The organism is Paraniabella hibiscisoli (assembly GCF_022512515.1).
GTDB lineage: Bacteria > Bacteroidota > Bacteroidia > Chitinophagales > Chitinophagaceae > Niabella > Niabella hibiscisoli.
In genome coordinates, this window is record NZ_JAKWBK010000001.1 from 537833 (window position 1) to 563233 (window position 25401).

General features: G+C 41.3%; 39 protein-coding genes and 3 pseudogenes. 13 read left to right on the forward strand and 29 right to left on the reverse strand.

What is annotated here, in order from left to right:
• Positions 1 to 232: 232 nt before the first annotated feature.
• Both MKP07_RS03420 and MKP07_RS03425 read left to right on the forward strand, forming a co-directional pair.
• Positions 233 to 1110: pseudogene (locus MKP07_RS03420) on the forward strand (MFS transporter).
• A complete protein-coding gene (locus tag MKP07_RS03425; RefSeq protein ID WP_240845013.1) occupies positions 1094 to 1351 on the forward strand; it encodes a hypothetical protein in 258 nt (85 codons plus the stop codon). Before MKP07_RS03420 ends, MKP07_RS03425 begins: the two are co-directional and overlap by 17 nt.
• Here the strand turns inward: MKP07_RS03425 and MKP07_RS03430 are convergent.
• The 5 genes from MKP07_RS03430 to rsmA all read right to left on the reverse strand — a co-directional run bounded on the left by MKP07_RS03430 (position 1338) and on the right by rsmA (position 4117).
• The gene (locus MKP07_RS03430; protein WP_240845014.1) at positions 1338 to 1610 is read right to left on the reverse strand and encodes an HIT family protein; all 273 of its coding nucleotides are present in this window, start codon (positions 1608 to 1610) and stop codon (positions 1338 to 1340) included. The two genes, MKP07_RS03425 and MKP07_RS03430, sit on opposite strands and share 14 nt — an antisense overlap.
• Before the next feature lie 195 nt (positions 1611 to 1805).
• Positions 1806 to 2279: a transcription elongation factor GreA gene (gene greA, locus MKP07_RS03435; protein WP_240845015.1), complete on the reverse strand. Its 474-nt coding sequence runs from the start codon at positions 2277 to 2279 to the stop codon at positions 1806 to 1808.
• Between the two features lie 143 nt (positions 2280 to 2422).
• Complete coding sequence (locus tag MKP07_RS03440; RefSeq protein WP_240845016.1) at positions 2423 to 3001, reverse strand: NAD(P)-dependent oxidoreductase; 579 nt, start codon at positions 2999 to 3001, stop codon at positions 2423 to 2425.
• A 4-nt stretch (positions 3002 to 3005) separates the two neighbouring features.
• Positions 3006 to 3344 (reverse strand): Rossmann-fold NAD(P)-binding domain-containing protein, encoded by a 339-nt coding sequence (locus MKP07_RS03445; RefSeq protein ID WP_240845017.1) that lies wholly within the window; start codon positions 3342 to 3344, stop codon positions 3006 to 3008.
• Between the two features lie 20 nt (positions 3345 to 3364).
• The gene (rsmA, locus tag MKP07_RS03450; RefSeq protein WP_262919137.1) at positions 3365 to 4117 is read right to left on the reverse strand and encodes a 16S rRNA (adenine(1518)-N(6)/adenine(1519)-N(6))-dimethyltransferase RsmA; all 753 of its coding nucleotides are present in this window, start codon (positions 4115 to 4117) and stop codon (positions 3365 to 3367) included.
• Between the two features lie 211 nt (positions 4118 to 4328).
• On the opposite strand from rsmA, the gene MKP07_RS03455 reads away from it, so the two are divergent.
• On the forward strand, positions 4329 to 4652 hold the full coding sequence (locus MKP07_RS03455) for a hypothetical protein (RefSeq protein WP_240845019.1): 324 nt from the start codon (positions 4329 to 4331) through the stop codon (positions 4650 to 4652).
• 5 nt (positions 4653 to 4657) lie between these two features.
• Positions 4658 to 5409: pseudogene (locus MKP07_RS03460) on the forward strand (PdxA family dehydrogenase).
• A 36-nt stretch (positions 5410 to 5445) separates the two neighbouring features.
• Here the strand turns inward: MKP07_RS03460 and MKP07_RS03465 are convergent.
• The 11 genes from MKP07_RS03465 to MKP07_RS03515 form a co-directional block, all read right to left on the reverse strand.
• On the reverse strand, positions 5446 to 5943 hold the full coding sequence (locus tag MKP07_RS03465) for a hypothetical protein (protein ID WP_240845020.1): 498 nt from the start codon (positions 5941 to 5943) through the stop codon (positions 5446 to 5448).
• A 193-nt stretch (positions 5944 to 6136) separates the two neighbouring features.
• Complete coding sequence (locus MKP07_RS03470; RefSeq protein ID WP_240845021.1) at positions 6137 to 6517, reverse strand: hypothetical protein; 381 nt, start codon at positions 6515 to 6517, stop codon at positions 6137 to 6139.
• Positions 6518 to 6570: 53 nt separating this feature from the next.
• Positions 6571 to 7047: a hypothetical protein gene (locus MKP07_RS03475; RefSeq protein ID WP_240845022.1), complete on the reverse strand. Its 477-nt coding sequence runs from the start codon at positions 7045 to 7047 to the stop codon at positions 6571 to 6573.
• Between the two features lie 6 nt (positions 7048 to 7053).
• Entirely contained in the window at positions 7054 to 7452 is a 399-nt protein-coding gene (locus MKP07_RS03480) for a hypothetical protein (protein ID WP_240845023.1), read from the reverse strand.
• The gene (locus tag MKP07_RS03485; protein WP_240845024.1) at positions 7439 to 8563 is read right to left on the reverse strand and encodes an ATP-binding response regulator; all 1125 of its coding nucleotides are present in this window, start codon (positions 8561 to 8563) and stop codon (positions 7439 to 7441) included. The genes MKP07_RS03480 and MKP07_RS03485 overlap by 14 nt, the downstream gene beginning before the upstream one ends.
• Positions 8502 to 9401, reverse strand: a complete 900-nt coding sequence (locus MKP07_RS03490) for a sensor histidine kinase (protein ID WP_240845025.1) — start codon at positions 9399 to 9401, stop codon at positions 8502 to 8504. The genes MKP07_RS03485 and MKP07_RS03490 overlap by 62 nt, the downstream gene beginning before the upstream one ends.
• Entirely contained in the window at positions 9377 to 9607 is a 231-nt protein-coding gene (locus MKP07_RS03495; protein ID WP_240845026.1) for a hypothetical protein, read from the reverse strand. Before MKP07_RS03495 ends, MKP07_RS03490 begins: the two co-directional genes overlap by 25 nt.
• Positions 9608 to 9654: 47 nt before the next feature.
• Positions 9655 to 10362, reverse strand: coding sequence for a LytR/AlgR family response regulator transcription factor (locus MKP07_RS03500; protein WP_240845027.1), 708 nt, complete (start codon positions 10360 to 10362; stop codon positions 9655 to 9657).
• 116 nt (positions 10363 to 10478) lie between these two features.
• A complete protein-coding gene (gene atpA, locus MKP07_RS03505) occupies positions 10479 to 12062 on the reverse strand; it encodes a F0F1 ATP synthase subunit alpha (protein ID WP_240845028.1) in 1584 nt (527 codons plus the stop codon).
• A gap of 551 nt (positions 12063 to 12613) precedes the next feature.
• Entirely contained in the window at positions 12614 to 12862 is a 249-nt protein-coding gene (locus MKP07_RS03510) for a DUF4920 domain-containing protein (protein ID WP_317235935.1), read from the reverse strand.
• Positions 12796 to 13029, reverse strand: coding sequence for a hypothetical protein (locus MKP07_RS03515; RefSeq protein WP_240845029.1), 234 nt, complete (start codon positions 13027 to 13029; stop codon positions 12796 to 12798). Before MKP07_RS03515 ends, MKP07_RS03510 begins: the two co-directional genes overlap by 67 nt.
• A gap of 49 nt (positions 13030 to 13078) precedes the next feature.
• Between MKP07_RS03515 and MKP07_RS03520 the strand changes: the two genes are divergently transcribed.
• The 9 genes from MKP07_RS03520 to MKP07_RS03560 all read left to right on the forward strand — a co-directional run bounded on the left by MKP07_RS03520 (position 13079) and on the right by MKP07_RS03560 (position 17871).
• The gene (locus MKP07_RS03520) at positions 13079 to 13669 is read left to right on the forward strand and encodes a DUF6580 family putative transport protein (RefSeq protein WP_240845030.1); all 591 of its coding nucleotides are present in this window, start codon (positions 13079 to 13081) and stop codon (positions 13667 to 13669) included.
• A 165-nt stretch (positions 13670 to 13834) separates the two neighbouring features.
• Entirely contained in the window at positions 13835 to 14245 is a 411-nt protein-coding gene (locus MKP07_RS03525; RefSeq protein WP_240845031.1) for a hypothetical protein, read from the forward strand.
• A 69-nt stretch (positions 14246 to 14314) separates the two neighbouring features.
• On the forward strand, positions 14315 to 15448 hold the full coding sequence (locus MKP07_RS03530; RefSeq protein WP_240845032.1) for a hypothetical protein: 1134 nt from the start codon (positions 14315 to 14317) through the stop codon (positions 15446 to 15448).
• Positions 15445 to 15924, forward strand: a complete 480-nt coding sequence (locus MKP07_RS03535; RefSeq protein WP_240845033.1) for an MBL fold metallo-hydrolase — start codon at positions 15445 to 15447, stop codon at positions 15922 to 15924. Before MKP07_RS03530 ends, MKP07_RS03535 begins: the two co-directional genes overlap by 4 nt.
• 223 nt (positions 15925 to 16147) lie before the next feature.
• Positions 16148 to 16387, forward strand: coding sequence for a hypothetical protein (locus tag MKP07_RS03540; RefSeq protein ID WP_240845034.1), 240 nt, complete (start codon positions 16148 to 16150; stop codon positions 16385 to 16387).
• A 20-nt stretch (positions 16388 to 16407) separates the two neighbouring features.
• Positions 16408 to 16698, forward strand: a complete 291-nt coding sequence (locus MKP07_RS37605) for an ABC transporter transmembrane domain-containing protein (protein WP_317235936.1) — start codon at positions 16408 to 16410, stop codon at positions 16696 to 16698.
• Positions 16699 to 16754: 56 nt separating this feature from the next.
• Entirely contained in the window at positions 16755 to 17417 is a 663-nt protein-coding gene (locus MKP07_RS37610) for an ABC transporter ATP-binding protein (RefSeq protein WP_317235765.1), read from the forward strand.
• The gene (locus MKP07_RS03555) at positions 17417 to 17668 is read left to right on the forward strand and encodes a P-loop NTPase family protein (protein ID WP_240845035.1); all 252 of its coding nucleotides are present in this window, start codon (positions 17417 to 17419) and stop codon (positions 17666 to 17668) included. The genes MKP07_RS37610 and MKP07_RS03555 overlap by 1 nt, the downstream gene beginning before the upstream one ends.
• On the forward strand, positions 17662 to 17871 hold the full coding sequence (locus MKP07_RS03560; protein ID WP_240845036.1) for a hypothetical protein: 210 nt from the start codon (positions 17662 to 17664) through the stop codon (positions 17869 to 17871). Before MKP07_RS03555 ends, MKP07_RS03560 begins: the two co-directional genes overlap by 7 nt.
• Before the next feature lie 24 nt (positions 17872 to 17895).
• On the opposite strand, the gene MKP07_RS03565 is transcribed toward MKP07_RS03560, so the two are convergent.
• The 13 genes and pseudogenes from MKP07_RS03565 to MKP07_RS03610 all read right to left on the reverse strand — a co-directional run bounded on the left by MKP07_RS03565 (position 17896) and on the right by MKP07_RS03610 (position 25392).
• The gene (locus MKP07_RS03565; protein WP_240845037.1) at positions 17896 to 18285 is read right to left on the reverse strand and encodes a DUF1398 domain-containing protein; all 390 of its coding nucleotides are present in this window, start codon (positions 18283 to 18285) and stop codon (positions 17896 to 17898) included.
• Between the two features lie 175 nt (positions 18286 to 18460).
• Positions 18461 to 18958, reverse strand: a complete 498-nt coding sequence (locus tag MKP07_RS03570) for a sensor histidine kinase (protein WP_262919579.1) — start codon at positions 18956 to 18958, stop codon at positions 18461 to 18463.
• Positions 18938 to 19102 (reverse strand): annotated as a pseudogene (locus MKP07_RS37615) (histidine kinase dimerization/phospho-acceptor domain-containing protein); the annotation flags it as partial. The pseudogene MKP07_RS37615 and the gene MKP07_RS03570, both read right to left, overlap by 21 nt.
• Positions 19103 to 19130: 28 nt before the next feature.
• Positions 19131 to 19655, reverse strand: coding sequence for a GAF domain-containing protein (locus tag MKP07_RS03575; RefSeq protein ID WP_240845038.1), 525 nt, complete (start codon positions 19653 to 19655; stop codon positions 19131 to 19133).
• A 168-nt stretch (positions 19656 to 19823) separates the two neighbouring features.
• Positions 19824 to 20243 (reverse strand): class I SAM-dependent methyltransferase, encoded by a 420-nt coding sequence (locus MKP07_RS03580; RefSeq protein WP_240850639.1) that lies wholly within the window; start codon positions 20241 to 20243, stop codon positions 19824 to 19826.
• Positions 20231 to 20479 (reverse strand): hypothetical protein, encoded by a 249-nt coding sequence (locus MKP07_RS03585; RefSeq protein WP_240845039.1) that lies wholly within the window; start codon positions 20477 to 20479, stop codon positions 20231 to 20233. The genes MKP07_RS03580 and MKP07_RS03585 overlap by 13 nt, the downstream gene beginning before the upstream one ends.
• A 378-nt stretch (positions 20480 to 20857) precedes the next feature.
• A complete protein-coding gene (locus tag MKP07_RS03590) occupies positions 20858 to 21277 on the reverse strand; it encodes an alpha/beta hydrolase (RefSeq protein ID WP_240845040.1) in 420 nt (139 codons plus the stop codon).
• Between the two features lie 81 nt (positions 21278 to 21358).
• Positions 21359 to 21877 (reverse strand): helix-turn-helix domain-containing protein, encoded by a 519-nt coding sequence (locus MKP07_RS40965; protein WP_317235766.1) that lies wholly within the window; start codon positions 21875 to 21877, stop codon positions 21359 to 21361.
• 8 nt (positions 21878 to 21885) lie between these two features.
• Positions 21886 to 22203 carry a hypothetical protein gene (locus tag MKP07_RS40970; RefSeq protein WP_317235767.1) on the reverse strand — a complete coding sequence of 106 codons (318 nt, stop codon included), beginning with the start codon at positions 22201 to 22203 and terminating at the stop codon, positions 21886 to 21888.
• Between the two features lie 131 nt (positions 22204 to 22334).
• Positions 22335 to 23171, reverse strand: a complete 837-nt coding sequence (locus MKP07_RS03600; protein WP_240845041.1) for an SDR family NAD(P)-dependent oxidoreductase — start codon at positions 23169 to 23171, stop codon at positions 22335 to 22337.
• A gap of 125 nt (positions 23172 to 23296) precedes the next feature.
• A complete protein-coding gene (locus MKP07_RS42055) occupies positions 23297 to 23452 on the reverse strand; it encodes a CFI-box-CTERM domain-containing protein (protein ID WP_394803622.1) in 156 nt (51 codons plus the stop codon).
• Complete coding sequence (locus MKP07_RS03605; protein WP_240845042.1) at positions 23446 to 24063, reverse strand: hypothetical protein; 618 nt, start codon at positions 24061 to 24063, stop codon at positions 23446 to 23448. Before MKP07_RS03605 ends, MKP07_RS42055 begins: the two co-directional genes overlap by 7 nt.
• Before the next feature lie 9 nt (positions 24064 to 24072).
• Positions 24073 to 25392, reverse strand: coding sequence for a Na+/H+ antiporter (locus MKP07_RS03610; RefSeq protein ID WP_240845043.1), 1320 nt, complete (start codon positions 25390 to 25392; stop codon positions 24073 to 24075).
• Between the last annotated feature and the right edge of the window lie 9 nt (positions 25393 to 25401).

Sequence of the window (25401 nt, forward strand, 5' to 3'; positions counted from 1 at the left end):
GCTATTTCAATATTCTTTTACAACATCAATGCCTCTTAAACGGGGAAGTTTTGATGTGCAAAAATACAGATTTGTTTAAACGATTAAACATTTTAGCCTACCTTTGTGTATTAATAACACAATATTTCTATGTTTTGTTATTACAAATGAACAGTTTATGAACAAAAAATTATTTCCCCTCGCTCTGGGCGGATTAGCTATAGGAACTACCGAATTTATTATCATGGGATTGATGCAGGATGTAGCGTCGTCTTTGCAAATTAGCATACCCAAGGCCGGCTATCTGATCTCGGCCTATGCCATAGGTGTTATTGTGGGAGCTCCTTTACTGGTGGCTGCTTCAGTAAAGTATAGTCCTAAAAAAGTATTAATGGCATTAATGGTGCTGTTTACTGTATTCAATGGACTATCCGCTGCCGCTCCGGGCTTTTACAGCCTCATGGTTGCCAGGTTTTTCTCCGGCCTTCCTCACGGTGCTTTTTTGGCATTGGCGCTGTAGTGGCCTCTAAAATGGCCAAAGAAGGGAAGCAGGCGCAGGCCATATCAATGATGTTTGCCGGTTTGACCATCGCCAACCTGGTGATGGTGCCACTGGTTACTTATATGGGACATCAGTTAGGCTGGCGTTTTGCCTTTTTGGTTGTAGCGCTGATAGGTTTGCTCACCATCTTTTTTATTAAAATGTGGTTACCTCCAATACAGCTCAATAGCCAAAGCAGCATTAAAGATGAGCTTCAATTTTTTAAAACCCCTAAAGCCTGGCTGATCATTTTGATAACAGCCATCGGGTTTGGAGGATTGTTTGCCTGGTTTAGCTATATATCTCCTTTAATGACACATGTGTCAGGCTTCTCCATCCAATCCGTTTCTTATATTATGCTAATAGCGGGCGCGGGAATGGTAGCCGGCAATCTGATTGGTGGTATTATGGCAGATAAAATGCGCCCGGAAAAAGCTGCAGCGATTTTATTTATCGGCCTGGTGGTTGCATTAATTGCCGTTTTCTTTTTTCGGGAAACCAGACTCTGTCACTCGTACTTACTTTTTATGCGGTCTCCTGGCAATGGCGGTAGGTTCACCTATCAATATTCTCATGATACGTGCTGCTGAAAAATCGGCTATGATGGGCGCTGCATTTATGCAGGCAGCGTTTAATATGGCTAACTCTATCGGCGCCTACTTCGGGGGCCTGCCTATTGCTTTTGGCCTGGGCTATAACTACCCTTCTTTTATCGGCGCCATCATGGCTTTTGTAGGATTTCTGCTCAGCGTTACATTTATGATGCGATATGGCAATGCACGCAATCCCGATAAAATACTATTGAATCAGCAGGCGCCTACAGGTTGCTAATGATCAGGTGTTGCACCTCTTTCAGTTCGGCTTCGCTCAACTTTAATTTTGGCTGCTGAAAGTTCAGGTCATTCGCATCGTTTATCGGTATCAGATGTACATGAGCGTGCGGCACTTCTATACCTAAAACGCTGATGCCGCAACGATTACAATCGAATGACTTTTCGATAGCTTTTGCAATAGGTTTTGCAAAAACAAGCAGCGCACCAAGATAACTTTCAGGAACGTCAAATATTTTATCAATTTCTATTTTAGGCACTACTAAAACATGCCCTTTACGCAAGGGCATAATATCAGAAAGGCAATAAACTGGTCATTTTCTGCAACTTTATAAGAGGGGATATCGCCGGCTATAATTTTTGAAAATATGGTCATAATTACCTGATTAAAGAAGGTTGAAAATACAATAAAAAAACCGGCCGAAGCCGGTTTTGATGATCCTGATATATGAATATTATAAACTGATCTCCTCAACTCTGAACTGTATTAGTCCGGCAGGAGCCTGAACATCGGCAACCGCACCCGGCTCTTTACCCAGTATTCCCTGGCCTATAGGAGAACTAACTGATATTTTACCCGCTTTTAAATCAGCTTCCTGCTCGCTTACCAGCTGGTAGGTAACCTGTTTTTTAGTTTTCAGGTTGGTTAATTTTACCTTGGTTAAAATAGATACTTTACTCGTATCGATTGTACTTTCATCCAGTATACGGGCATTAGCTAATGCGCCTTCCAAGCCTGCAATTTTGGCCTCCAGGAGGCCCTGAGCCTCTTTGGCCGCATCGTATTCCGCATTTTCTTTAAGATCTCCTTTTTCACGCGCCTCGGCAATAGCCCTGCTGGCTGCAGGACGCTCTACGCCTTTAAAGTGCTGTAGCTCTTCTTTCATCTGCTCCAGCGTCTCCTTAGTTACATACTGAATAGCACTCATAACTCATCTTTTTTATATTAAACAAAAAAAATAACAACGCTCTGGAAGCTGCCCAGAGCGTTGCTATCAATTGTTACAAATATAATAAAAAGATCAGTTCATTAAAAAACGATTTGTTAAAGAAAAATACCCTGAAAAGGCTCCTAAAAGCCTAGTTTTCCGAGCAATACTGTAGCCATTTTTAAAAATGCCTCGTGCGTATAACCTGCAATATGCGGTGTTACGATAACAGTTTTAAAAGAAAGCAATTCTGCCAGCTGCTGCTTTTCAAATTCAGTATATGAATTTAGTTTTTCATTCTCCAATACATCCAGGCAAGCCCCTCTTACCTGGTTATTTTTTAACCCTTCAATAAGGTCTGCCGTGTTAATAACCTTGCCACGACAGGCGCTGATAATCAACGGCTGTTTTTTCAAACGCGAAAGAAAATGACTGTTTAACAGGTGATGTGTTTCGCTGGTAAGTGGTACATTAAAGCTGATAATGTCGGCCGATTCGCACACTTCCTCTAACGACGCTTCTTTAACATAGTTATTTGCATAGCCTGTTTTATATTTATCGTGTGCCAGTACAGTTACTTCAAAAGGTTGTAACAATTTAGCAAAGCTGCTTCCCGTATTTCCATAACCAATAATACCCACTGTTTTGCCATACAATTCGGTTCCCCGGTTTTCGTCCCGTAACCAGATGCCCTCTTTTACCTCAGGCACTGCAATGTTCATTTTATTAATCTGCATGAGCAGCAACCCCAACGAATGTTCGGCCACCGCATTGCGGTTCCCTCGGACTGCTGGCGCAGAGGACATTTTTTGACCGGGCATAGTCTACATCTACCAATTCCATACCGCTGCCTAATCGCCCTATCCATTCCAGCTGGGGAAGTGCATCGATCAGTTCCTTATCTACTTTGATGCGTGTGGTTAATACCAGTCCGCTAACCCCCTGTCCACTGGCTTTTATCTCTTCGTAAGAAATCTGCGGCTCATAGGCAACATCAAATCCTTTACCCGTTAATGTTTGCATTAAAATGGGGTGTGCATTACCCGTTACTATTACTTTTTTCATTTTATAATTATGCTATACTATTACTTCATTTTAAAAGTGAGGGCGGCGAAATCTTTAACCGTCAATTGTTCCGCACGCTGATTAAAAACCGGATCCGCCAGGTAGTCGGGCTCGAATAAGGACCGAACTGCATTGCGCAGGGTTTTGCGTCGCTGATTAAAAGCCGTTTTCACCAGCAGGAAAAAATGCTTTTCCGATTGCATGGGCTCAACGATTGCCTTCCGATACATTTTAATTACACCGCTCTTAACCTTTGGTGGAGGATTAAAACAGTTCTCATGCACATCGAAGAGGTACTTCACTTCGTAAAAAGCCTGCACGAGCACACTAAGTACACCATACACTTTATTGCCAGATGGCGCTGCTACACGTTGCGCCACTTCCTTCTGAAACATTCCTACAGCTACCGGCACCTGTTCTTTCCATTCAAGCACCCTGAAGAGAATTTGGGTGGAGATATTGTAAGGAAAGTTGCCGACTATGGTAAATTGGCCCTCAAACGGTGGCGATGCATCCAGGAAACTCTGATGTACAATCTTATCTTTTAGTTCCGGATAAGTACTGGATAAATAATCGACCTTCTCATCATCGATCTCAATTGCCTTAAAGTTGATATTGGGAATATCTTTCAGATATTTCGTAAGCGCTCCGCCCCCGGGGCCTACCTCCAGCAGTTGTGATAAATCCTCCTGTTGCAGCGCTTCAACAATCTTGCGGCAGATATTCTCATCTTTCAAAAAATGCTGCCCCAAAGATTTCTTTAATGTGTACATGGCGCAAAGTTACTTGGCTGGCAACTATTTTCTGTTGAATAATTTAGGCGTGCCTGTTGCAGTACACCGGCTAACGATCTGCCGGTCAACCAAATGATATCCGGGAACAAAGGCTTTGTTTACTTAGTTTTAGAACAGGGGCTGGTATCCCTGTGACAATAAGCCGGGCGCCTGAAAAATAATACCTACATTTACAGCCTATTTTTTTGATATGAGTACAAATAAACCCGCTATTGGCATTTCTTGTGGAGATATAAATGGGATTGGTATTGAACTGATCGTAAAAGCTTTTTCGGACACCCGGATTACTGAAATATGCACGCCCATTATTTTTGCCAATAATAAGACCATCAACTTTTACCGGAAGTTTGCGGGCGAAACCAATTTCAACTTTAATAATATAAAAGAGTTTACCAGGATCAACCCCAGGCAGGTAAATATTTTTAACTGCTGGGAAGAAGATGTTGCTGTAACACCCGGTATATTAAACGAAACAGGGGGAAGTATGCGGTACTCTCCCTGCAAAGCGCTGTAAAAGCCTTGCAGGAGGGCTCAATTGAAGGACTGGTAACGGCTCCCATTCATAAAAGTAATGTACAGGGTGAAGCATTTTCTCATACCGGCCATACTCCTTACCTGAAGGAAGCATTTGCAGCTAAAGATGTGGTGATGATGATGTGTGCACAGAATATGCGTGTTGCATTGGTTACAGAACATGTACCCATTAAAGATGTTGCCTCTCATATAACGGTTGAAGCGATATTAAGTAAACTCCACCTGGTGCAAGATTCATTAAAAAAGGATTTTGGTGTTAGTAAGCCGCGGATTGCCGTGCTGGGCTTAAATCCGCATGCGGGCGATGAAGGCCTGGTTGGCAATGAAGAAGAAAGCATTATTAAGCCGGCTATCAAAGAGGCCAGGAACAAAAATATCCTTGCCTTTGGCCCTTACAGTGCAGATGCATTCTTTGCACGTGGCCAGCATGAAAAATTTGACGCCGTACTAGCGATGTATCACGATCAGGGTTTAATACCGTTTAAGTCGCTCGCTATTGGTGAAGGAATCAACTTTACCGCGGGTTTAAATATTGTGCGTACTTCCCCGACCATGGGGTGGCATTGGATATAGCAGGCAAAGGAACTGCAGATCCTGCTTCATTTTTAGAGGCGGTTTATCAATGCGTAGACATTATTCAACATCGTTACGAATACCAGGACCAAAGGTCTAATCCTATAAAAAAGGTAATGCCTGAAGTAACAGCGAGGCTTATTGACGAAAGAATTGACGAGTAAAAGCGAGAGATTTTAAAGTCCTTTTGCTTCTCGCATTTAGTTCAGCATTTTCTTAACTATCGAGCTTTTGTTACCTGATGTTACTTTAAGATAATTACACAGGTCAGCATTGTTATACTGTTCTTCCTCGCTTATTACATGAAGTACGCTTAATATAGCCGGAGTAATAGAGGCCATTAAAAAATTTACGGTTTTATTACGAACCTGGGCTTGTCTTGCAATGTCATCAATGGTATCTACCAGGGTAACCCCGAATATCTCAGAGTTAATGCCTCGGCCTTTTTCAACAATATGAAAATCTGCACTAAAAAGAGTAGAAAATTTTAAAAAGGCGCATTCTCTGCCAATTTTGAAAATTTCGTCTGTTTTTTTATTGTGTTCACATTGAAAGTTCAATGCATTAATAGTTGCATCTATGATAAAGTGAACTGCAGATTCTATAGCGCAGGAAGGTTCTTTAAAATAGTCGCTTGCGGAGAGGATCAGGTCCTTTTCATTATTTAATTGTGATATGACGCGGTGTTTGAAGTCCATAACCAATTTCGTAATTGAGAAGCGTTAAAAAAGAGGGGCGAACGTTTGACCTGGAAAGGTCCCGAAGCCCACTCTAAGCCCTCTAAACCGCTGTAAAAGTAGCAAGCGGCTGGTTATGCGTTTGATGATATTCGATGAACAGGCCAATTTTTAAGCTGAATTACCCTTTTTTATAGATCAAATTCTTTTCGAGCTATAGCTCTGGTAAAATAGCCCAGTAAAAATACGACCACTCTTCTGCGTTCATCATTTTCCGTATAATTTGTAATGTTATTAAATGGTAAGGCCTGCCCCTGCCATAACTTGAATAACCAATCTTTAACTGATTGTAATTGGAAAACCTGGATGCACTTGTTTTCATAATAATTTTAAGGTTGCGCAGTAATTCGTTGGCTCTTAGGTCAGAAAGCGCCTGGTTCATTTGCTCACTTTCCGGGTTGTCTTTCCTCATATAGCTTTTCAACTCATTGTATAGCTTAGTACCAGGCGTAATAGGTGTTGCATCAGCATAACCCACAATTACCAAATGGGCAGTACGCTTAACATCCGGGTAGCGATTGGAAATGGCTGACATAGAATCTATTGCCGGTTGAAAAGACTGATTAACGCTGTTAAAAGCTGTAGGTGCTATACGGTAAATTCCGGGCTCAAAAAAGCGCCCATTCCGTATTTCTGAAAAGCTTCCATTTTAACAGCCTCATCTAAAAGCTGGTAAATCCGATCCCGTGTTGCTTTTTGAAGTTGAAAGGAATCTAACCGTCTAACATAGTCCTTTACATCCTCCTCGTAATTATTGGGACGGAAATTCTTTTTTGTTTCAAGGAAAAAATCTACCGCATCAACTGTTTGCTGAATTTTGCTCAGATCATCCTGTAAAACAGATAAAAGAGAGACGATCTTTCTGTTAATAGAGCTATCTACACCTTGCTGCCCTAATTTTTGTACCATTTCAGTTTGCAGATTGCTTAGTGCTGCAGAATCGGCATCAATAGACTCCCTGGTTGCTTTGCTTTTTTCTGCTGTAGCTGCAATTTTTTGAGTGCCACAGGAGGAAATTATTAAGGCCCCGATGATAACTGAGACGTATAGAATTTTCTTAATCATAGAGGTTTATTGAGGAAGTGGTTTTATAATAAACCCATCATTCGCGGGCGTTGAAGCTATTTTTTTAATCTTATTTTTCAACATTTTTGAATACGCCAGCTTTCTTTCTGGTGAGGTGCTCGTTTCGGGAGCAACTTCTAATTCTCCTGTAGCCACCGCAGCATCCCTGTTGAGAGAAATGTTGATCAACCCAACACTTTCGCCTAACTGGAGATCCTGGGTTGAAAGTAACAATTCATCCACAAATATACCTTTAGCCTTTAATAATTCGGTTTTAGATTCTGTGCTATTGGCTGCAACACGCCAATTATATAGCATAATAACCAGAAGCATGATAGCTCCAATCCACAGAAAAACCAGGGAGGATTTTGCCCGCTTTACATAAAAAGTACTAGTTCCCGGCATTGTCTTTTAATGTTTTACTGATTAAACTTTCGATTTCGTTTATAAAACTATTGCATTTTTCTGCCGTTGCGGTTTCTCCGTTATGGAGCAGCTTTCCTTTTTCGATAATTACTTTATATACTGAATGTTCGGGTCCTAAAGAAGAAAACGTTGATTTCATCCTATGTAGTAACCGATCAATGGCACCTACATCTCCTCCATTACTTGCCGCAGCCAGGTCCGTTTTATCTTTCAGCCATTGTCTTTCCATTTCCTTTAATATCTCTGCCAGCACTTCTTTGTCATCGCCAACTATTGAGGTCAGAAAGCTAAGATTATCATTACTTTCATCAGCACCAGTTCTCCCTTCTTCTAAAATACTGGAGCTTAGCGCCGGTTTTTCTATTTGTTTTAAATAATAAGCCATTTTTTGCACCAATAATTCTTCATCTACCGGTTTGGCCATATAATCTGAGAAGCCCGCTTCCATGCACTTCTGCACTTCACCCTCCGATACATAGGCCGTCATGGCGATTACAGGTGTTTTAAGATACAATTCTCTGCGTAACAGTGAAATAGCAGTATACCCATCCATCACCGGCATTTGAATATCCATTAATACCAGGTCAAACACTTCTTTTCTCAGCAGGTTTACAGCTTCCTGACCGTTATCAATAATGCGAGGGATCAGGTTGTGCTTACTGAAAATATGTTTGAGCAATATCTGGTTGGCCTTATTGTCTTCCACCAGCAAAACGCGGTAGTTTTCAAATGAATAAGTGGCAGCTACCTCGCTGCTTACAGTTTCTTCAATCACTTCCGCTTTTTCAAGTATACAGGTAAAGTTAAATTCTGAGCCTTCATTTACATGGCTGTATACAGATATGGAACCACCCATTCGCTCTACCAGGTTTTTTACAATAGTTAGTCCTAACCCAGTTCCACCGTGCTGCCTTTGAGCCCCTTGCTCCAATTGTTCAAAACGTTCAAATATAGTTCCTATTTTATCTTTGGGAATACCAACACCGCTGTCTTTTATAGTAAAACTCAGTTTGTAAAACTTCTGTTCCTCATCTACCCAAATAATACTGGCGCTTACTTCTATCCCCCTCTGTAGTAAACTTGATGGCATTGCTGATGAGGTTGATAAAAATCTGTTGCAAACGGTCAGGATCTCCTACTACATGCTGCGGAATCTGCTCATCGATAAAATAATTGTGCACCAGGCCCTTATCCTGGATGGTGGCCGAGAACATTTTTTTGATCCTTGTAAAAAGATCATACAGGTTAAAGGGGCGATGTGCAATGGTGAGCTTTCCGGCCTCTATTTTAGACAGATCCAATACATCGTTTACAATGTATAGTAAATTGTAGCCGCTGGATTTAATAATCTCTACATACTCTTTCTGTTTGGCATCCAGCTCGGTTCCATCAAGCAGGTTACCAAATCCAATAAGCGCGTTAAGCGGCGTGCGCAGCTCATGACTCATATTGGCCAGAAACTCGTCTTTTGCATTTTTGCTTTTAAGTGCAGCCAGTTCCGCTTCTTTTAATTCTTCTATTAGCTTTAGCTGTTGCGACTGCCTGCGGATGATGATGGTGGCTAACAAAAGAATGGCAATAATGGAAAATACAGCAAGTACACGGTTATACAGGGACAGTTTGCTCGCCTGCTCGGTATTGGTATCAAGGGTTTGCTGAAGATCATCTCTTAGCTCCCGCTGTAGCTGCATGCAATTTTTATACACTTTGTTGCCCAGGTCAAGTATTCTCAGGGAGTCTATATTCAATTTTACCTGTTGAGCGTTACTACCTTTAATGGCTGCCAGTATTTTCTCCGAAATGTTTACCTGGGTATCAATGATGTTGTTAACAGAATCTGCTCTTGCCTTGGTTGGCCCCTCCGCAAATGAACTTAATACATAAGCATTGTAGCCGAGGGCATTTACAGAATCCTGGATCGATTGCAACCGGGCTTTATCCACCGGTAAAGCCGTGCCCCTTTTAGCTTACTTTCTAGCTCAAAAGACGTATTAACGATCTCCTGGATACGGTTATTGAGATCAAAAGTTGAAACGGCCTTAAGATTCCCGGTTGTTAAAGCATTGGTTGCTTTATTGGTGAAAAACTGGGTCACTACAATTAGCACCATTAACGCAAGTGCTAAGGTAACCACAGAAAAGAAAGCTACATTTTTTTATTCATGGTTGTGCAAAAAAACCGTTACAGCAATTGCAGGCTTTTCAGAAGCGCATCTTTATACGACTCTGAAATGGGTATAGCCTGACCATGCACATAAACAATTCTATCTTCGATATAATCAATCTTATCGAGCGCTATGGTATAGCTCCGATGAATGCGCATAAATTTCTGAGACGGCAATTTATCTTCAATGGCTTTTAAACTGCCATGAACTACATAACTTTTTTGGGGAACATGTAATTTAATGTAATCGCCTTTGGCTTCGATCCACAAAATATCATTCATGTTCAGCTTCCGGATGACCTTATTATCTTTTACAAAAACAAAATCACTGGACTCATCTTTCCCGATCTTAACGTTCTCGTTGCTCAACAGCTCTTTTGCGCGCTCTACGGCATGTAACACCCTGGCCAGAGAAAAAGGCTTTACAATGTAATCTACCACGTTTAGCTCAAACGCTTCTACCGCGTAACCCTGTTTGGCAGTAGTGAAAATAGTAAGTGGCCTTTTCTGTAACATACGCAATAATTCAATTCCTGTTAAACCGGGCATCTCAATGTCCAGAAACAGCAGATCTATAGCATTATTCTCTATATAGGTTTTAGCTTTCAACGGATCGTCGAACTCTCCAATGATATTAATACCATCAATTTTGATCAGGATTTGCTGAAGCAACATCCGGGCTACTTTATTATCATCTACTATGAGGCAATTTACTGGGCGATCCATAATCAGTTTTAAGCTAATATACGTATTCCAAAAGTATTAAATTTAAACATATAAGCCCTGTTCCGCAGAACAAGGCTTATTTATTTTTCGAACCACCACCCTTTCGGGCAGGTTTCTTATGCTTTTTTATACTGTGGGATAAGGCTGTTCGCCAATTCTACCATTTGTTTCAGACCCTCTTCAGGTAAATTTCCTTTTTTGAACTCAGCCATCAATTCAGGTAATTTATTTTCCATTTCCAGCAAGAAGTGGTCTTCAAACTCCCTAACTCTGTTTACGGGCACTTCTTTAATTAAACCGTTGGTACCCAGGTAAATGATAGCAACCTGTTTTTCAACAGTAAACGGAGAATATTGCGGCTGTTTTAAGATCTCTACGTTACGGGCACCCTTATCAATTACGTTCTTTGTAGCAGCATCCAGGTCGCCACCGAATTTAGAGAAGGCTTCCAGCTCACGGTAAAGTGCCTGGTCTAATTTCAATGTACCAGCAACTTTTTTCATGGATTTGATCTGCGCATTACCACCCACGCGGCTTACGGAGATACCTACGTTGATAGCCGGGCGGATACCTGAAAGGAACAGGCTCGACTCCAGGAATATCTGGCCATCGGTAATCGAAATTACGTTTGTAGGGATATATGCAGACACATCACCAGCCTGAGTTTCAATGATCGGAAGTGCTGTTAACGAACCTCCACCTTTTACCAGGTGCTTAATAGAATCAGGAAGATCGTTCATATTTTTAACGATCTCATCGTTATTGATCACTTTTGCAGCTCTTTCCAGTAAACGGCTATGCAGGTAGAATACATCACCAGGGTAAGCTTCACGACCCGGAGGGCGACGTAATAACAGAGAAACCTCGCGATAAGCTACCGCTTGTTTTGAAAGATCATCATAAATGATCAGCGCAGGGCGACCTGTATCACGGAAAAACTCACCGATAGCAGCGCCGGCAAAAGGAGCGTAGAACTGTAAAGGAGCAGGGTCAGAAGCAGAAGCCGCTACGATAGTAGTGTACTCCATAGCACCATTGTCCTGTAATGTTTTCATTACACCGGCAATAGTAGATGCTTTTTGTCCGATTGCTACATAAATACAATATACAGGCTTACCTGCAGCGAAAAATTCTTTCTGGTTAATGATCGTGTCAACCGCGATAGCTGTTTTACCAGTCTGACGGTCACCAATGATCAACTCCCTTTGTCCACGACCTACAGGAATCATCGCATCAATAGCTTTGATACCAGTTTGCAGTGGTTCTTTTACCGGCTCACGGAAAATTACCCCAGGAGCCTTACGCTCTAAAGGCATTTCATATAATTCGCCGGCGATAGGGCCTTTACCATCAATAGGATTACCCAGGGTATTTACCACGCGCCCCACCATACCTTCACCTACTTTAATAGAGGCGATTTGTTTGGTGCGACGCACTTTAGATCCTTCTTTAATTCCTTTACCTTCACCCATCAATACCACACCCACATTATCTTCTTCCAGGTTCAACGCAATAGCGCGAACACCATCCTCAAACTCAACAAGTTCACCATAGCGTACATTTCCTAACCCGTAAACACGGGCAATACCATCCCCTACCTGTAACACAGTACCTACTTCCTCTAAATCTGCGTGGGCATTAAAATTGCTCAATTGTTCCCGCAGTATGGCGCTTATTTCGTCGGGTTTAATTTCTGGCATATACTTTATTTAAATATTGGTTTTATTGCGGCTATTTTTATAGCCTTTATTTTTCAGGGTGCAAAAGTAGTATATCGTAAGGTTTGTAACAAAATTTTATTAGCAGTAAGTGTTCTGTCAATACTAATATATAGGAGTGTATGAGGGTTACTTTTCAACTTTTGGAGCATTAATTATAAATAAACGAATGCTGACACTCTTTAAAAGACACAGATTTTTAAGCACCCTGCTTATTTTTTACTTTTTAGTGTTTGGGTATCTTATTTTCAACATTTTTATATTCCCACGTAGGTCTGCGCCGGGCTGTGACTTCAGTCCCTTAGTTTTCACATTTCTGGGTCCGGTGTTCGCAATAATTTGCTCACTTCCATTGTTGATCAAATTTTTTGTCAGCAAAAATCCGCTACGCAGAGACTACCTGCTATTTATTTTGTTGCTTATAGTACCGATATCAATATGTATTCTTTTTCTGGCACTGACTTAAAATACCATCTATTATTTCACTACCAAAACACCCTCGGCCAGGAATCTCAACTGTTTTTGAGGTTCTTTTATGGCGTCAATTTCTGCCTGGCTTTTTTTGCATCTTTAGCGTAATGCTGTAATTCTGCTACTGAAGTCGTTTTATTAAACGCAATTCCATCTAAAACAATCGATTTGCCCACAATATCCATAGGCACAAAGAAGGCATAATCCTTAAATTTTACAAACATTTTACTTTTATCTTCCAATTCTACCTCCATCCAGCAGCCTTTTTTTGGGCAAGATGCCAGTACTTTTCCGGAAATTTTAGTTTCGATAGAGTCTTTTTTGACAGGTCTTTAGACACCTGGGAAAGAGCTACTACCCCCTTAGCGTCTACCTTTTCTCCGTAGGTATCACCAGCATTGGCGGGGCCTGCAGGAGGTTGTGCATAACTAAACTTTACCGCGCAAACCAGTAGAAAAAGGATGATTATTTTTTTCATGTTACTATATATTAAGAGTGCAAATTTATAAAATATCTATTTTTGCAGCATGAACAAATTAAATGTAAGAGTAGGCGTACTGGTCGCCATTATTTTAGTAGCTGTTTTAAGCAGGCTGATTTTCTCTTATTATGAAATTTACAGCTTTTCTCCGCTGGTGGCGATTGCCCTGTTTGGCGGTTCGCAGTTTAAAAACAAAGGTTGGGCTTATTTTTTCCCGATCGCAGCTTTTTTAATATCTGACCTGGCTTTTTACCTGGTAGGTAAAACAGGTTTTTACGGTGTTAGCCAGTTTTTTGTGTATAGTGCGATATTGCTGATCACGGCCCTGGGAACCACTTTACACAATCCTAAAACGATCAAGATCTTAGGTTATTCGCTCACGGGTTCTGCTTTGTTCTGGATCATTTCGAATTTTGGCGTTTGGGTAGGTAGCCAAATACCGGGATCAATAGAATTTGAACCAGGTCTTACCCTGGGAATGACCTACCTTAGAGCACTGCCCTTCTACAATGAGATTAGCACGCAAATGTTTCGAAACGCTTTTGGCGGCGATATACTTTATACTTTTTTATTATTTGGCGTATACGCCCTGGCTCAAAAAACTAACCCTGCACTTCGTTATTCCAATTCACAATAAATAATCAAGCTGGCTCTATTATAGGTTTACACCAGCTATTGAACATATTGGAGCAGCGCATTGAAGCGCTGCTTTTTCTTTGCAACCATACCTACAACAAGAAATCTTTTAACTTTTTTACGTTATATATCAAATTACCTTTGCAGGCAAGATCAATTAATAGTTATGATAGGAAAGGCTTTATTATCAACGGCTTTAGCAATTATATTTTCAACTTCTCTATGGGCTCAGGACGGAAATGGAATCAATATCCCGATTAACCGTCAGCTTTTTCATGAAAATATCATTAAAGAAAAAAATTTACTGCTGGGTAGTGATGGTAAACAGGATGATGAATTTACCCTGCGGGGCAATGAAGATGCTGGTAAGCTGGCTACAGCAGCCATTAATAACCAGGTGGACGCCATCCGGTACCTGATAGAAACTGATACTAAAATTGAGCAGCGCCTGAAGCCTGGTTACCTGGTGGGGCTTACCGATATATTAAGACATATGCGTACCGGCTGGCGTAAAAGAGAAGTGTTGCCCAGCCATTTTGCTCAAATATTTTCTTTATACAAAAACTCATTGAAGTAAATTCTGCTAAGGAATCAATCATTCCTTTATGTACAACATTTCCCCTACGATATTGCCTATACGGCTACGTTGCCCCGTATTTTTGAAGAAAACCCTAATTACAGCGAGTTGAAAGACCTCCTGATCTTAAAATATGCGGCCCTGTACCCCAACAAGACTTTTTACCAGCTTACAAAATATACAAATTCCAAACATGCCGACAGCCTGATTAAGGCTATCGGACGCCAATATCCTGAGCAACTGTATTCTTATGCCCAGGCCGGCAATTCGCTGGGATATAAAATTCGAAGCATCAAGGATGATAATTTCGTAAAAACAGTGGTGGGGCTTTCTGAAATGAAAAGCGGGCAGATTTATTTCCCTTTTTTGGACAACCTGGTAAAAGGAAAGATCACCATGGGCGAGCTGGATGCGGCTAAAGACGACCGCGTAAAATATTACCGCCTATTGGTAAAAACGCAAATGGATTATGCCCGCCGTGCATTAAGCGGCGATACTGCCGTAGGTTTTACAGAACTGACCAATCGTTTACAGAAAAAGGCGAGCGACGAATTTGTGAATGAAATTAATGCCCTGCATGAGGCTACTAACGCGGTGCGGTTTAAATGCCTGCAGGAGCTTACGCCACAGGAGCTGTATTACCTGGCAGTACTTACGGATGGGTTGATCTACACCAGTAGCTATACTGCCGGAGTATACCCGCTAATGATGCAAAAAATGAATAACCGGGGCGATTCGTTGTTAATGAGTCTTTCGTTTGACCATTACCGCAAATTCATCAGGCAGGCCGCAGGCTATAATACACTTAAAAATTTCTTCGGCACTTTTAAAAGTAAAGATGATGCTACCGCTGTAATGACGGCTTTTGTAAACGGATTGGAAAAATCTAAGGGATTGGAAGATGGTGTGGATGTAGCAGACTCTTACGCCAGTCTTTATGAAACCCTTCCTGACCTGGCTAAGCAGATGTTGGGCAATATTAAGACGAATTACCAGAGAAATACGACGACCCGTAATAAACGCGGTATAGCGATTTATAATATCCTGGATAAATTATTCCTTTCGGCAGACCCTACCCGTAACATCAATCTCACCAAAGAATTGGGCATTCCGCCAGTGTACAGTGTTGCCTTTGACAATTTCACCAATGAAAAAGGCGAAATTATTACGCAAATGTTTTTTATGGCGATGAAGACGGGATGATGGATTTCGACATTTTCGTACGCACTTTCAGTAACGATCCAAAATGGAAAGTAGACCAAAGCAACAGCAAATTTGTGGTAGCGAAAACAACATCGGGCGTACCTATTTACCTCTACGCCAACAGGCCATTGGCCAATACACCCGACGAAGATTTTGTTGCTCAAAATGCTATGCAGGAATTTTTTGAAAAGAATAATCTATCTCCTACCGTAACCTTTCACCGTGGCCATAGTTACCATGCTCCCACCAGTGTCAGCTATATTACGCCTACCAACCGGGTTGTATTTATGGGCTCCTGCGGCGGTTTTTTCCTGATCGATTCTATTTTGAAAAAATCGAGTGATGCACATATTATTTCATCCAAGCAAACAGGCTACCGCGATATTAACCTTCCCTTTATACGCACGTTCCTGGAAACTCTTCGCCTGAAAAAAATATCGATTGGATATCTTTCTGGAAAGAATTTACATCAGTAGCAAAAGTTACAGGTATCGAGGATTATATCCCTCCTTATAAAAACCTGGGTGCTTTATTTATTAAAGCATATAAAAAAGAAACCGGGGAGGAGGACTTATAAAATGTTTCTAACAACCGGAAAGTTCCTTTATTGTTAACGAACGGCTTTTGTTCTAACTGTTCTAATTTTTATATCTTGCGCGAATGGAGCAGGGAAAGAAGTTATTTTTTGATGTTTCGAAGTTGCGACGCATATTTCAATATGCAGCTCCCTACAAAGGCCGGTTTTACTGGTCAGTGATACTGGCAATTGTACTAGCAGCGCTTACCCCCGTACGCCCATTGCTCATCCAGTTAACAGTTGACCAATACGTCGCACAATCTTTACCCAAAATGGTAATTTATGTTACCATTATACAAATGGGTATTATTTTGATAGAAACGCTGATGCGTTTTGCATTCTCTTTATTACCGCATGGTTAGGACAAGCAGTAGTAAAAGATATCAGGAATGCCGTTTACAAAAAAGTATTGGGATTAAACCTGAGACAGTTTGACCGTACACCTATCGGAACATTAACCACCAGGACGATCAATGACATTGAATCCATCAATGAAATTTTTTCGGATGGCCTGATCCCTATTATTGCCGATCTTCTTTCTATTGTGTGTGTGCTGGGTTATATGTTTTGGGTAGACTGGCAGCTAACGCTTATTGCGCTGATACCCTTCCCGATCATGATTGCAGCTACTTATTATTTTAAGGAAAGCATCAATAAATCTTTTTCAAAGTAAGAAATGCGGTAGCGGCATTAAATGCCTATGCACAGGAACATTTATCAGGTATGAGTGTGGTACAGGCTTTCGCTGCTGAAAGAAATGAGTTCAATAAATTTAAAGCCATTAACAAGCAGCACCGAAATGCCAATATCAATGCCATTTTCGCCTACTCGGTGTTCTTTCCTGTAATTGAAATTGTACTAGCCTTATCCATAGGTTTGATCGTTTGGTTTACTGCCAGGGAAGCATTAGGCCTTCAACAGAGTCAGCAGGGTGTAGTCGTTGCGTTTATTCTTTGTCTGAATTTACTGTTTAGACCTTTGCGCATGATCGCCGACAAGTTTAACGTAGTGCAAATGGGTCTTATAGCGAGTGACCGGGTATTTACAGTGCTGGATAATGACGACGAGGAAAAAGTTCCTGAGGGCGGCTACCTGTTACCGGAAAGCCGGGTAAAAGGGCAGATTGATTTTAAAGATGTAAGTTTCGCTTATGTAGATGAGCAATGGGTTTTAAAAGCCGTAAATTTTGACATAAAGCCAGGTCAAACCATTGCTATTGTTGGGCATACGGGTAGCGGTAAAACCACTATTATCAGCCTGATCAATCGTTTCTATAATATTCAAAAAGGAACCATTGAAATTGATGGTATGGATATCAAAAAATTACCTCCTGATTACCTGCGTGAAAACATAGGTGTTTTGCAGGATGTATTTCTTTTTCAGGCTCTATAATGGACAATATTACACTGCGTAACCCTAATATAAAAAGGGAACAGGTAATTGCCGCAGCCAAAATGATCAACATGCATGATTTTATCATGCGCCTTCCCGGCGGATATGACTATAATGTAAAGGAACGTGGTGCAACCCTTTCGCTGGGACAAAGACAATTGTTATCTTTTATTCGTGCTCTCTATACGACCCTTCTATTCTCGTGCTGGATGAGGCCACGTCCTCAATCGATACAGAAAGCGAATTGTTAATTCAAAAGGCTACGGATACGTTGATCCAAAACAGAACTTCCATCATCATTGCCCACAGGCTAAGCACCATTCGCAAGGCAGATAAAATACTGGTGCTTGATAAAGGTAAATTAATGGAAGCCGGCACGCATAGCGAATTAATGGCCAAAGGCGGCTTTTATGCGAGCCTCCACCAGATGCAGTTTGAAAAAGAGATAGCGTAAAACACGCTCTTATTTAGAGATAAACTAATGAGGAATGGTTTCCACTAAAATTTCTGTACCAGCCTTATCGTAATAAGTGCAAGTCATGTCGTTCATTACGATCACCCATTTTTCTATGCCTGATTTAGCGCAATCATTGCAGAAAGTAGGATAATCGGTTTTTCCTTGCTGATGCGCTTTAAGATCTGCCTGAAATTGCTCCCTATTAGCAGACTCACCAATCATTAGTTCGTTGTATTTAGGTTCGGCAGATATTTGATAATTGTCTGCTCCAAAATAATTAATGTGGCCATCGGCAACAAAAGCCTCATAGCCGGTTACACCCAACGCTTTTATCTCTTGAATATAGGAAGGAAAGTCTGCCCCGGATTTTACTTTGCTATGTGCCTGTTTGATTTGCTCTACTGTAAACATTGACTGTTGTTTTAATAATGATTGCACAAAGATATTCTAAACCCCGAGGGAGTAAAACTTCATCCCTCGGGGTTTCTTCCAATGCGCCCAGCACAATTTCTACAATTATTCCATAATTGCCGGATTATACACTCAAGGTAAAATTGGATGCATTAACCCAAGGAGACAAGTACGATTACTTTTTAGTGGTAAACATAAACTTGGAGCCTACACCTACAGTAGAGTCCAGGCTAATAGTACCGCCCATTTTGTTGATCAACTCTTTTACAATTGCCAGTCCCATGCCATAGCCCTTATCCCCGTAATTGTCTTTATCTTCCTGCGCTTCAAACAGGTTAAAAACCTTCTCCATAAACTCGTGGGCAATACCTTTACTATTATCTTTTACATAAAACGAATACTCCTGGTTATTATCAGCAATCCCAATTTCAATCTCAGTTATCTCTTTATCGTTGTATTTAATAGCGTTGGAAATTAAGTTGATCAATATCTGCTCCAGCGCAATTTTGTTGATATGGATAGACTCCAGGGATGTATTAAAATGAATGATCCGCTTATCGCTACATGCAAACAGATCTTTTATAGCCGTCCTCAGTTCATCCAATGAAACATTAGAAGCGCTTTCATGAAGTAGTTTATTGGACCGGCTTTGCTCCAACAGATCGCTGATCATGTTTTTAAGTTTTAACGAAGAGGCTTTAACAATATGCAGCAACTCTACTACATCTGGTTCTATTTCATACGCCGTGGTGAGTAAATCAGCCACGCCAATAATATTATTAAGCGGCGATCTTAAATCGTGGGCTACAGTACCTACAAACTTTTCAAGGGCCTTATTTTTTCACTCAAATTGCTGGTAGCTCCCTCCAGCTGCGCTTTTTCTTGCGCAATTCAATCAGCCGCATGGCCTGTTTTGATAATGCCTTTAATGACTTTAACTGAGTTTCCGAAAGTTGGGTGGGGCGGTCGTGTACGACACACAAACTGCCTAAAGCAAACCCATTTTCACTTATTAGCGGTACTCCCGCATAAAACACCACATATGGCTCTCCCGTAACAAAAGGGTTATCGGCAAACCGCTCATCTTCTCTCGCATCGGGCACCATGAACAACTCATCGGGAGTATTTATAGCGTGGGTACAAAAGGAAAGATGGCGTGGCACTTCTGAGCCAGGTAATCCATGACTGGACTTGAACCAAAGCCGGTCATTATCTGCTAAAGTGATCTGGGAAATTTTCGTATTACAGATTTGTGATGCAATTTCAGTTATATTATCAAAATCCTCTTCAGACAGGGTATCCAGGATATTGTAAGAATATAGATCTTTTAATCTCTCCTGCTCATTGGCAGGCATGGGATGAAACTGCATGTATATGTTTAGTTATGAAATATTTAGCTTTTCCAAATCATCTGCTGACAGCAGCAAGAATTTTCATTACAAAGATATGAAGACAAAATACACAGTAAAATTAAATCGCATATAATTATATGGCCTGTAAGTTATTTTAACAACAATTGCTTATCCGTCCCACGGAGACTATTTGGCAAGCGTTATAGTTGTAAACTCCCTCTGTACTATTTCGCCAGCTTTGCTCTTAATGGTTTCGGTTTCGTATGCAGTTGCTAATATTTTCCACGAAGTTGCAGCAACCAGCGTTTCAACCTTTGTTGTGTCATACAATTCAAACCCAAACTGTGTAAAAGGTAGGGTTTGCATAAACGCTTTTTGTGCAAATGTGATATTAAACCAACCGCCAGCTGTAGTGATCCTGTATATCTCAGACAAAAGACTTACCGGATCTGACCAGAAGTAGATCGTATTTACCGTAAAAACTTTATCGAAGCTACCGTCACTAAAAGGAGTCCGAGCACCGTCATACAGATAAAAAGAGGCCTCGCCATTATCGATCCATTTTTGATTTGTATGCCTCGCTGCATCCATCATCAGCTCCGACATCTCCAATCCTGAGTATTTGAGACGACTGGCCGTTTTAATAAATATCCGACATGACCACCATTACCGTGGCCCAATTCCAATACACGCTGCCCATTGCCTAGTTCGAGCTTATCGATAGAATGATGTGTCATCCCGATATTATTCTCGTTCATCATATTGGCTACATCTATACCAGCAGCACCATTAGGCTGCCTAAGCTGACCCGCTAATTGTTCCAATTCCTGTTGAGTTGCCATTATTTCTGTATAGTAGTATGTTAGATAAACTTTACATCGCGCATATATCAATAATGCATTATCATCTGCAAATTAGCTATTGTAACGATTTTCATTGTCACAGTTTAGCCATCTATATCTTTGCCAAACGATCTAAACTATTACTAATCTATGATGAACTTTAAACAACCGTTCTAATAATGTTTCCGATCTCCTTTGCCTTATTTACCGTCATAAAATGTCCGCCGTCCTCTATTACATAATCGGCTTTGACATTCTTTATAGGTATGATGCGGTCTTTGTTCCCATGGATATGAATACTATTTGCCGGCATCGTTTCATTTTCCCAATTGATGATTTCCTTGATGGCCCATTTAAAGAACTGAGGATCGGTGTCTTTTAAAATTTCCCGAAGCAGTTGTTTTTCTTTTTTTCCTTTACACCAAAAAACCAATAAGCAATGCGATTAGGGCGGGTTAAACTATACTCGGGAATGAACCTTCTAATTCTCAGCAACCATTTCATTAAGACGCCCCGCGGTAACTCATCCTTTGTTTTTGCAGAAGCTATTAATACGATCTTATCAACGGGAATCAGTTTAGCTATTTCGACAGATAACATTCCCCCAAATGACAAGCCGATTAAAACAGAATGAGGCGCTACCCTATTCTCCGCAATGCGTTCCGCGTAGTGAACCAGTGGTTCATTAGGCTCTGGTTTTATCCATTCTACATGGGTGATATCCAGGTCGCCAAAATCAATTTCATTGAAAACGCGCCGGTCAACGCCCAATCCGCTGAATATGTAGATCTTACTCAAAGTTTCATTCAATTAAGAACATGAATGTACAATAAGCCCTGTAAACATAGCCCAACCTCTCTGTAAAATCTATACTCCTGTTTAATTAAAAGATTGTCGGAACTCTAACGGCGAGAGGTTAGTCTTATTCTTAAATAATTTACTGAAGGATTGAGCATGCTCAAAGCCCAGCTCATAAGCAATTTCACTAACTGATAAGGCGGTAGTCGATAGCTTCTCTTTTGCCTTTTCGATCAGCTTGTTATGGATATGCTGCTGTGTAGTTAGCCCTGTTAATGCTTTGAGCAAACTGCCCAGGTAATTGGGGGTAATATGGAGCTGGCTGGCAATGTGCTGCGCTGTTGGCACTCCCTTGTTGATCAGATCATCACTGGCAAAACATTCGTCCAATGCCTGCTCCAACCGTTCCAGGATCTGGTGGCCGCTTTTCTTGCGGGTGATAAACTGGCGCTGATAGAATCGCTCACAATAATTCAGCAACACTTCGATCTGGGCAATGATAATATTCTGTGTAAACTGATCGATACCCGATTGATACTCCTGCTCTATACCTTTAAAAATACCCATTAATAGTGCTTCTTCTTTTTCCGACAGGAACAAAGCCTCATTTACATCATACCCAAAAAGTCGTAATTGTGAATGGTTTTAGCCAATGAAGTATTCCACAAAAAGTCAGGGTGAAATGCCAATAGGTAACCCGATGGTTTTGTAACATTATCAGCAGGCTTATCAATATGTACATGAATCAATTGCTTGGGCGCTACAAAGCAAACCAGCCCTTCATCAAAGTCGTATTGCTTTTGTCCATACCGGAACTTGCCCTGTATATCGCGTTTCAGACCTATAAAATAAAGGTCCTGTATCCAGCCTATCTCTTCCTCTTCCACCTGGTATTCGACCTGGCTGTAATCTACGAGGCTTACCAAGGGATGCTGTGGACCCGGAAGGCCGCAAATAGCATGAAAATCATTGATCGTATCTATTGTGTAAAGCTTGTTTTTTCATTTTAAATGATTTAATGTGCGGCAGCGATATTAGTGCTGCCGCATGTTATTCACTAAAAATCAGTTGACCTGCTAATACTTTCATACTGCGCTATTTCCTGACCCAATGCTTTCAGCGTTTTACCTGCCAGCTCAAAGGCATCAGAACCTAAGAGCAAATGTACAGGAGGATTTTCCATTTTTGCTAATGCGATCATGGCATCGGCTGCTTTATCCGGATCGCCGGGCTGGTTACCATCAATCTCCTTTTCATGAGCCGCCTGTATTTTCCTTGCTACGGAGTATGCCTCAATTTCGTTGGCAGGTGTATTTAAAGATCCACCCGATAGGAAATTAGTGCGGAAATAGCCTGGATACACTACTGTTGCTTTAATACCAAACTCTTTTACTTCTGCGGCGTAAGATTCGGTAAAGCCCACCATGGCAAACTTTGTGGCACAGTATACGCCCCAGCCGGGAAAATCACCTGTCAATCCACCTATAGAGGCAATATTAATTACAATACCGCTTTGCTGTTTGCGTAAATAAGGAGTGGCTTTACGTATTACATTCAATGCGCCAAATACATTGGTGTCAAAGTTAGCACGGGCTTCTTTATCGCTTAACTCTTCAAGGGTACCCAGTTGTCCATAACCCGCATTATTCACCACCACATCAATGCTGCCCAATTGCGCTACTGTTGTATCAATGGCACTACCCACACTGGCTTCGTCTAATAAGTCAACTTCCAAAGGCAACAGACCTGAATGCTCACCCAATGCGGTTTCAAGGCTTTGTAAAGAGCGGGAAGTTGCGGCTACTTTGTAACCTTCATTTAATAATTTTTTTACCAGGCTTAGTCCTAATCCTTTTGAGGCGCCTGTTACTAACCATACTTTCTGTGTTTTCATTATTTACTTTTTAGTTTTTAATAATTGACACAGCAAAGTTGATATAAGTAAAAGGCCGAAAGGTGACGAAAACAACGGATCTTGTAGCCAAAACAACGATTAGTTATTTTGCTACAGCCGCTCCGTTAATGGCTGTAGCATATACCTCCGGATGGCTTTTTTAGCGACTCATTATTTTTTATAAAGCGGGCGACGGATGGTGAGATGTAATAATACAAACGAACCAGCAAGCGACCTCCTGCTGTTTGCTGCAGCACATTATCCCGGTAACGTCTCAGCACCAATACTTCCTTGGCATCGTAGCTGCCATAACAGGCGGTTGCGATAAAGCAGCCTTCTGTTTTTTAAAGGTACCTGGTGGCACTATCTTATCTATATACTCCAGCGATTCTTTTAAGCCCTTCCCGGTTTGATCCTTGTAATATTTAACTGCATGCAGCTTACCTTTTGTACGGGCTATTTCAATAATCTGCTGATCCAACCTAGTTGTAGGAACTGATGCTTCTATTGATTCAGCGGTATTCCACTCTTCAACTATGCCATGGTCTACCAAACTATCCACATGCTTCTTACATTGATCCAGGCTCCATCCTGTAAGGTCTTTACAGTATTTAATTGCACCTAATTTGCCGCTTGCCTTTGCTACTTCAACAATCTGCTTATTGAGCATAGGCAGATCGGGTATAGCGCTGACCGGGGTATGATGTAATACTGGTGGCGTAGCCTGCGATGGCTGCTCGACGGCTTTTCGAGGCGTTTCATCTGTATCTATCGCTTTAAAGCAGTAACCACAGGACAGGCAGATTAAAGTTAGCTTGTCTCCGGTTTTCTCCGCAGTATTTAGCTGCTTCGATTGGCAGGAAGGACAGCGGATATCTAAAATGTTGCTCATATATCTAAGTTAGACAGTACGGGCAGTTTTACCAAACTTAACCCTCCGTATCTGCAATCCCGGTGTGGCTCGATGTAATAACAACATCTTTGCCTTTGCTAAACTTTTTACTACCCATGGCAACGTTAAACCCTGACCTAAGAGTGATAAAAGTACGACTGCAATAGACAGAAAGATAATCTCGTTACGCATAGGAAAAGCTTCATGATTCGTAAGGCTTAAGGGTAAACCTAACGCAATAGCCAGCGATACAATACCTCGCATACCGGCCCAGGAAATGATCAGGCTGGTTTTGGAATCGAAGAGTGCCTCTTCGCTGATACGACGCTTACCCTCAAAAGCCTTTTGCAGGTTAAATTGCTGCATAAACACTCTTATCAGCCTGATCAGAAAAGTAATAACGGTGATAATACCTGCGTATCCGATATAGGTCCATATCTGATTGGTCTCCATCCGTTTTAGCACCAACGGGAACTGCAACCCAATTAAAACAAATATCAACCCATTCAATAAAAAGATATTGACGTCCCAGAAATTACGTGATTGCTGCTTTATATGTTCGGGGAACCTGTTCTTGCTTAACCAGGACATATTTAATCCCAATACAACCACTGCGATCACGCCGGAGACTTCGAAATGCTCGGCCAGCAGGTACGTTACAAAAGGCATCAACAACATCAGGCTGATCACAACCATAGCATTGTCTCTAAAAAAGCGCAGAACAAACCCTAATAATTTTGCGATGATAATACCCACCAGGAAACCACCACCTAAAACGATCAAAAAGTCGAATAAGGCTTTCCACCACACAAAAGCCACGCCTGTTACTGCCGCAACCGCAAAGCGGTAAGCCACCAGCGCTGAAGCATCATTCACCAGGCTCTCTCCCTCAAGTATGGTAATCGTTTTATGAGGCAAGCCCAATCCCTTGGTTATACCCATTGCTGCAACAGCATCGGTTGCCGAAAGTGTGGCACCCAATACGAAGGCCAGGGGCCAGCTCATACCCGGGATTAAATAATGCGCTACTGCTGCAATACCCGCTGTAGTAATAAAAACCAGCCCTATAGCCAAAGAGCTAATCGTATTAATATTAGTCTTGAAATCTTTGGCAGAGATATTAAAAGCTGCATCATATAACAAGGGTGGTAAAAAGATCAGCATAATGATCTCGGGGTCCAGTTCGATAGCCGGCATGCTGGGTGTAAAACCAGCTATCATGCCTACAACAATTAATAATACTGGTACAGGCACTTTCAGCTTTTCGGCAAAAGCAGAAGCGCCTAACATTAGTGCCATGATGACCAGTATAATTGTATAATAATGCACTTCTATAAA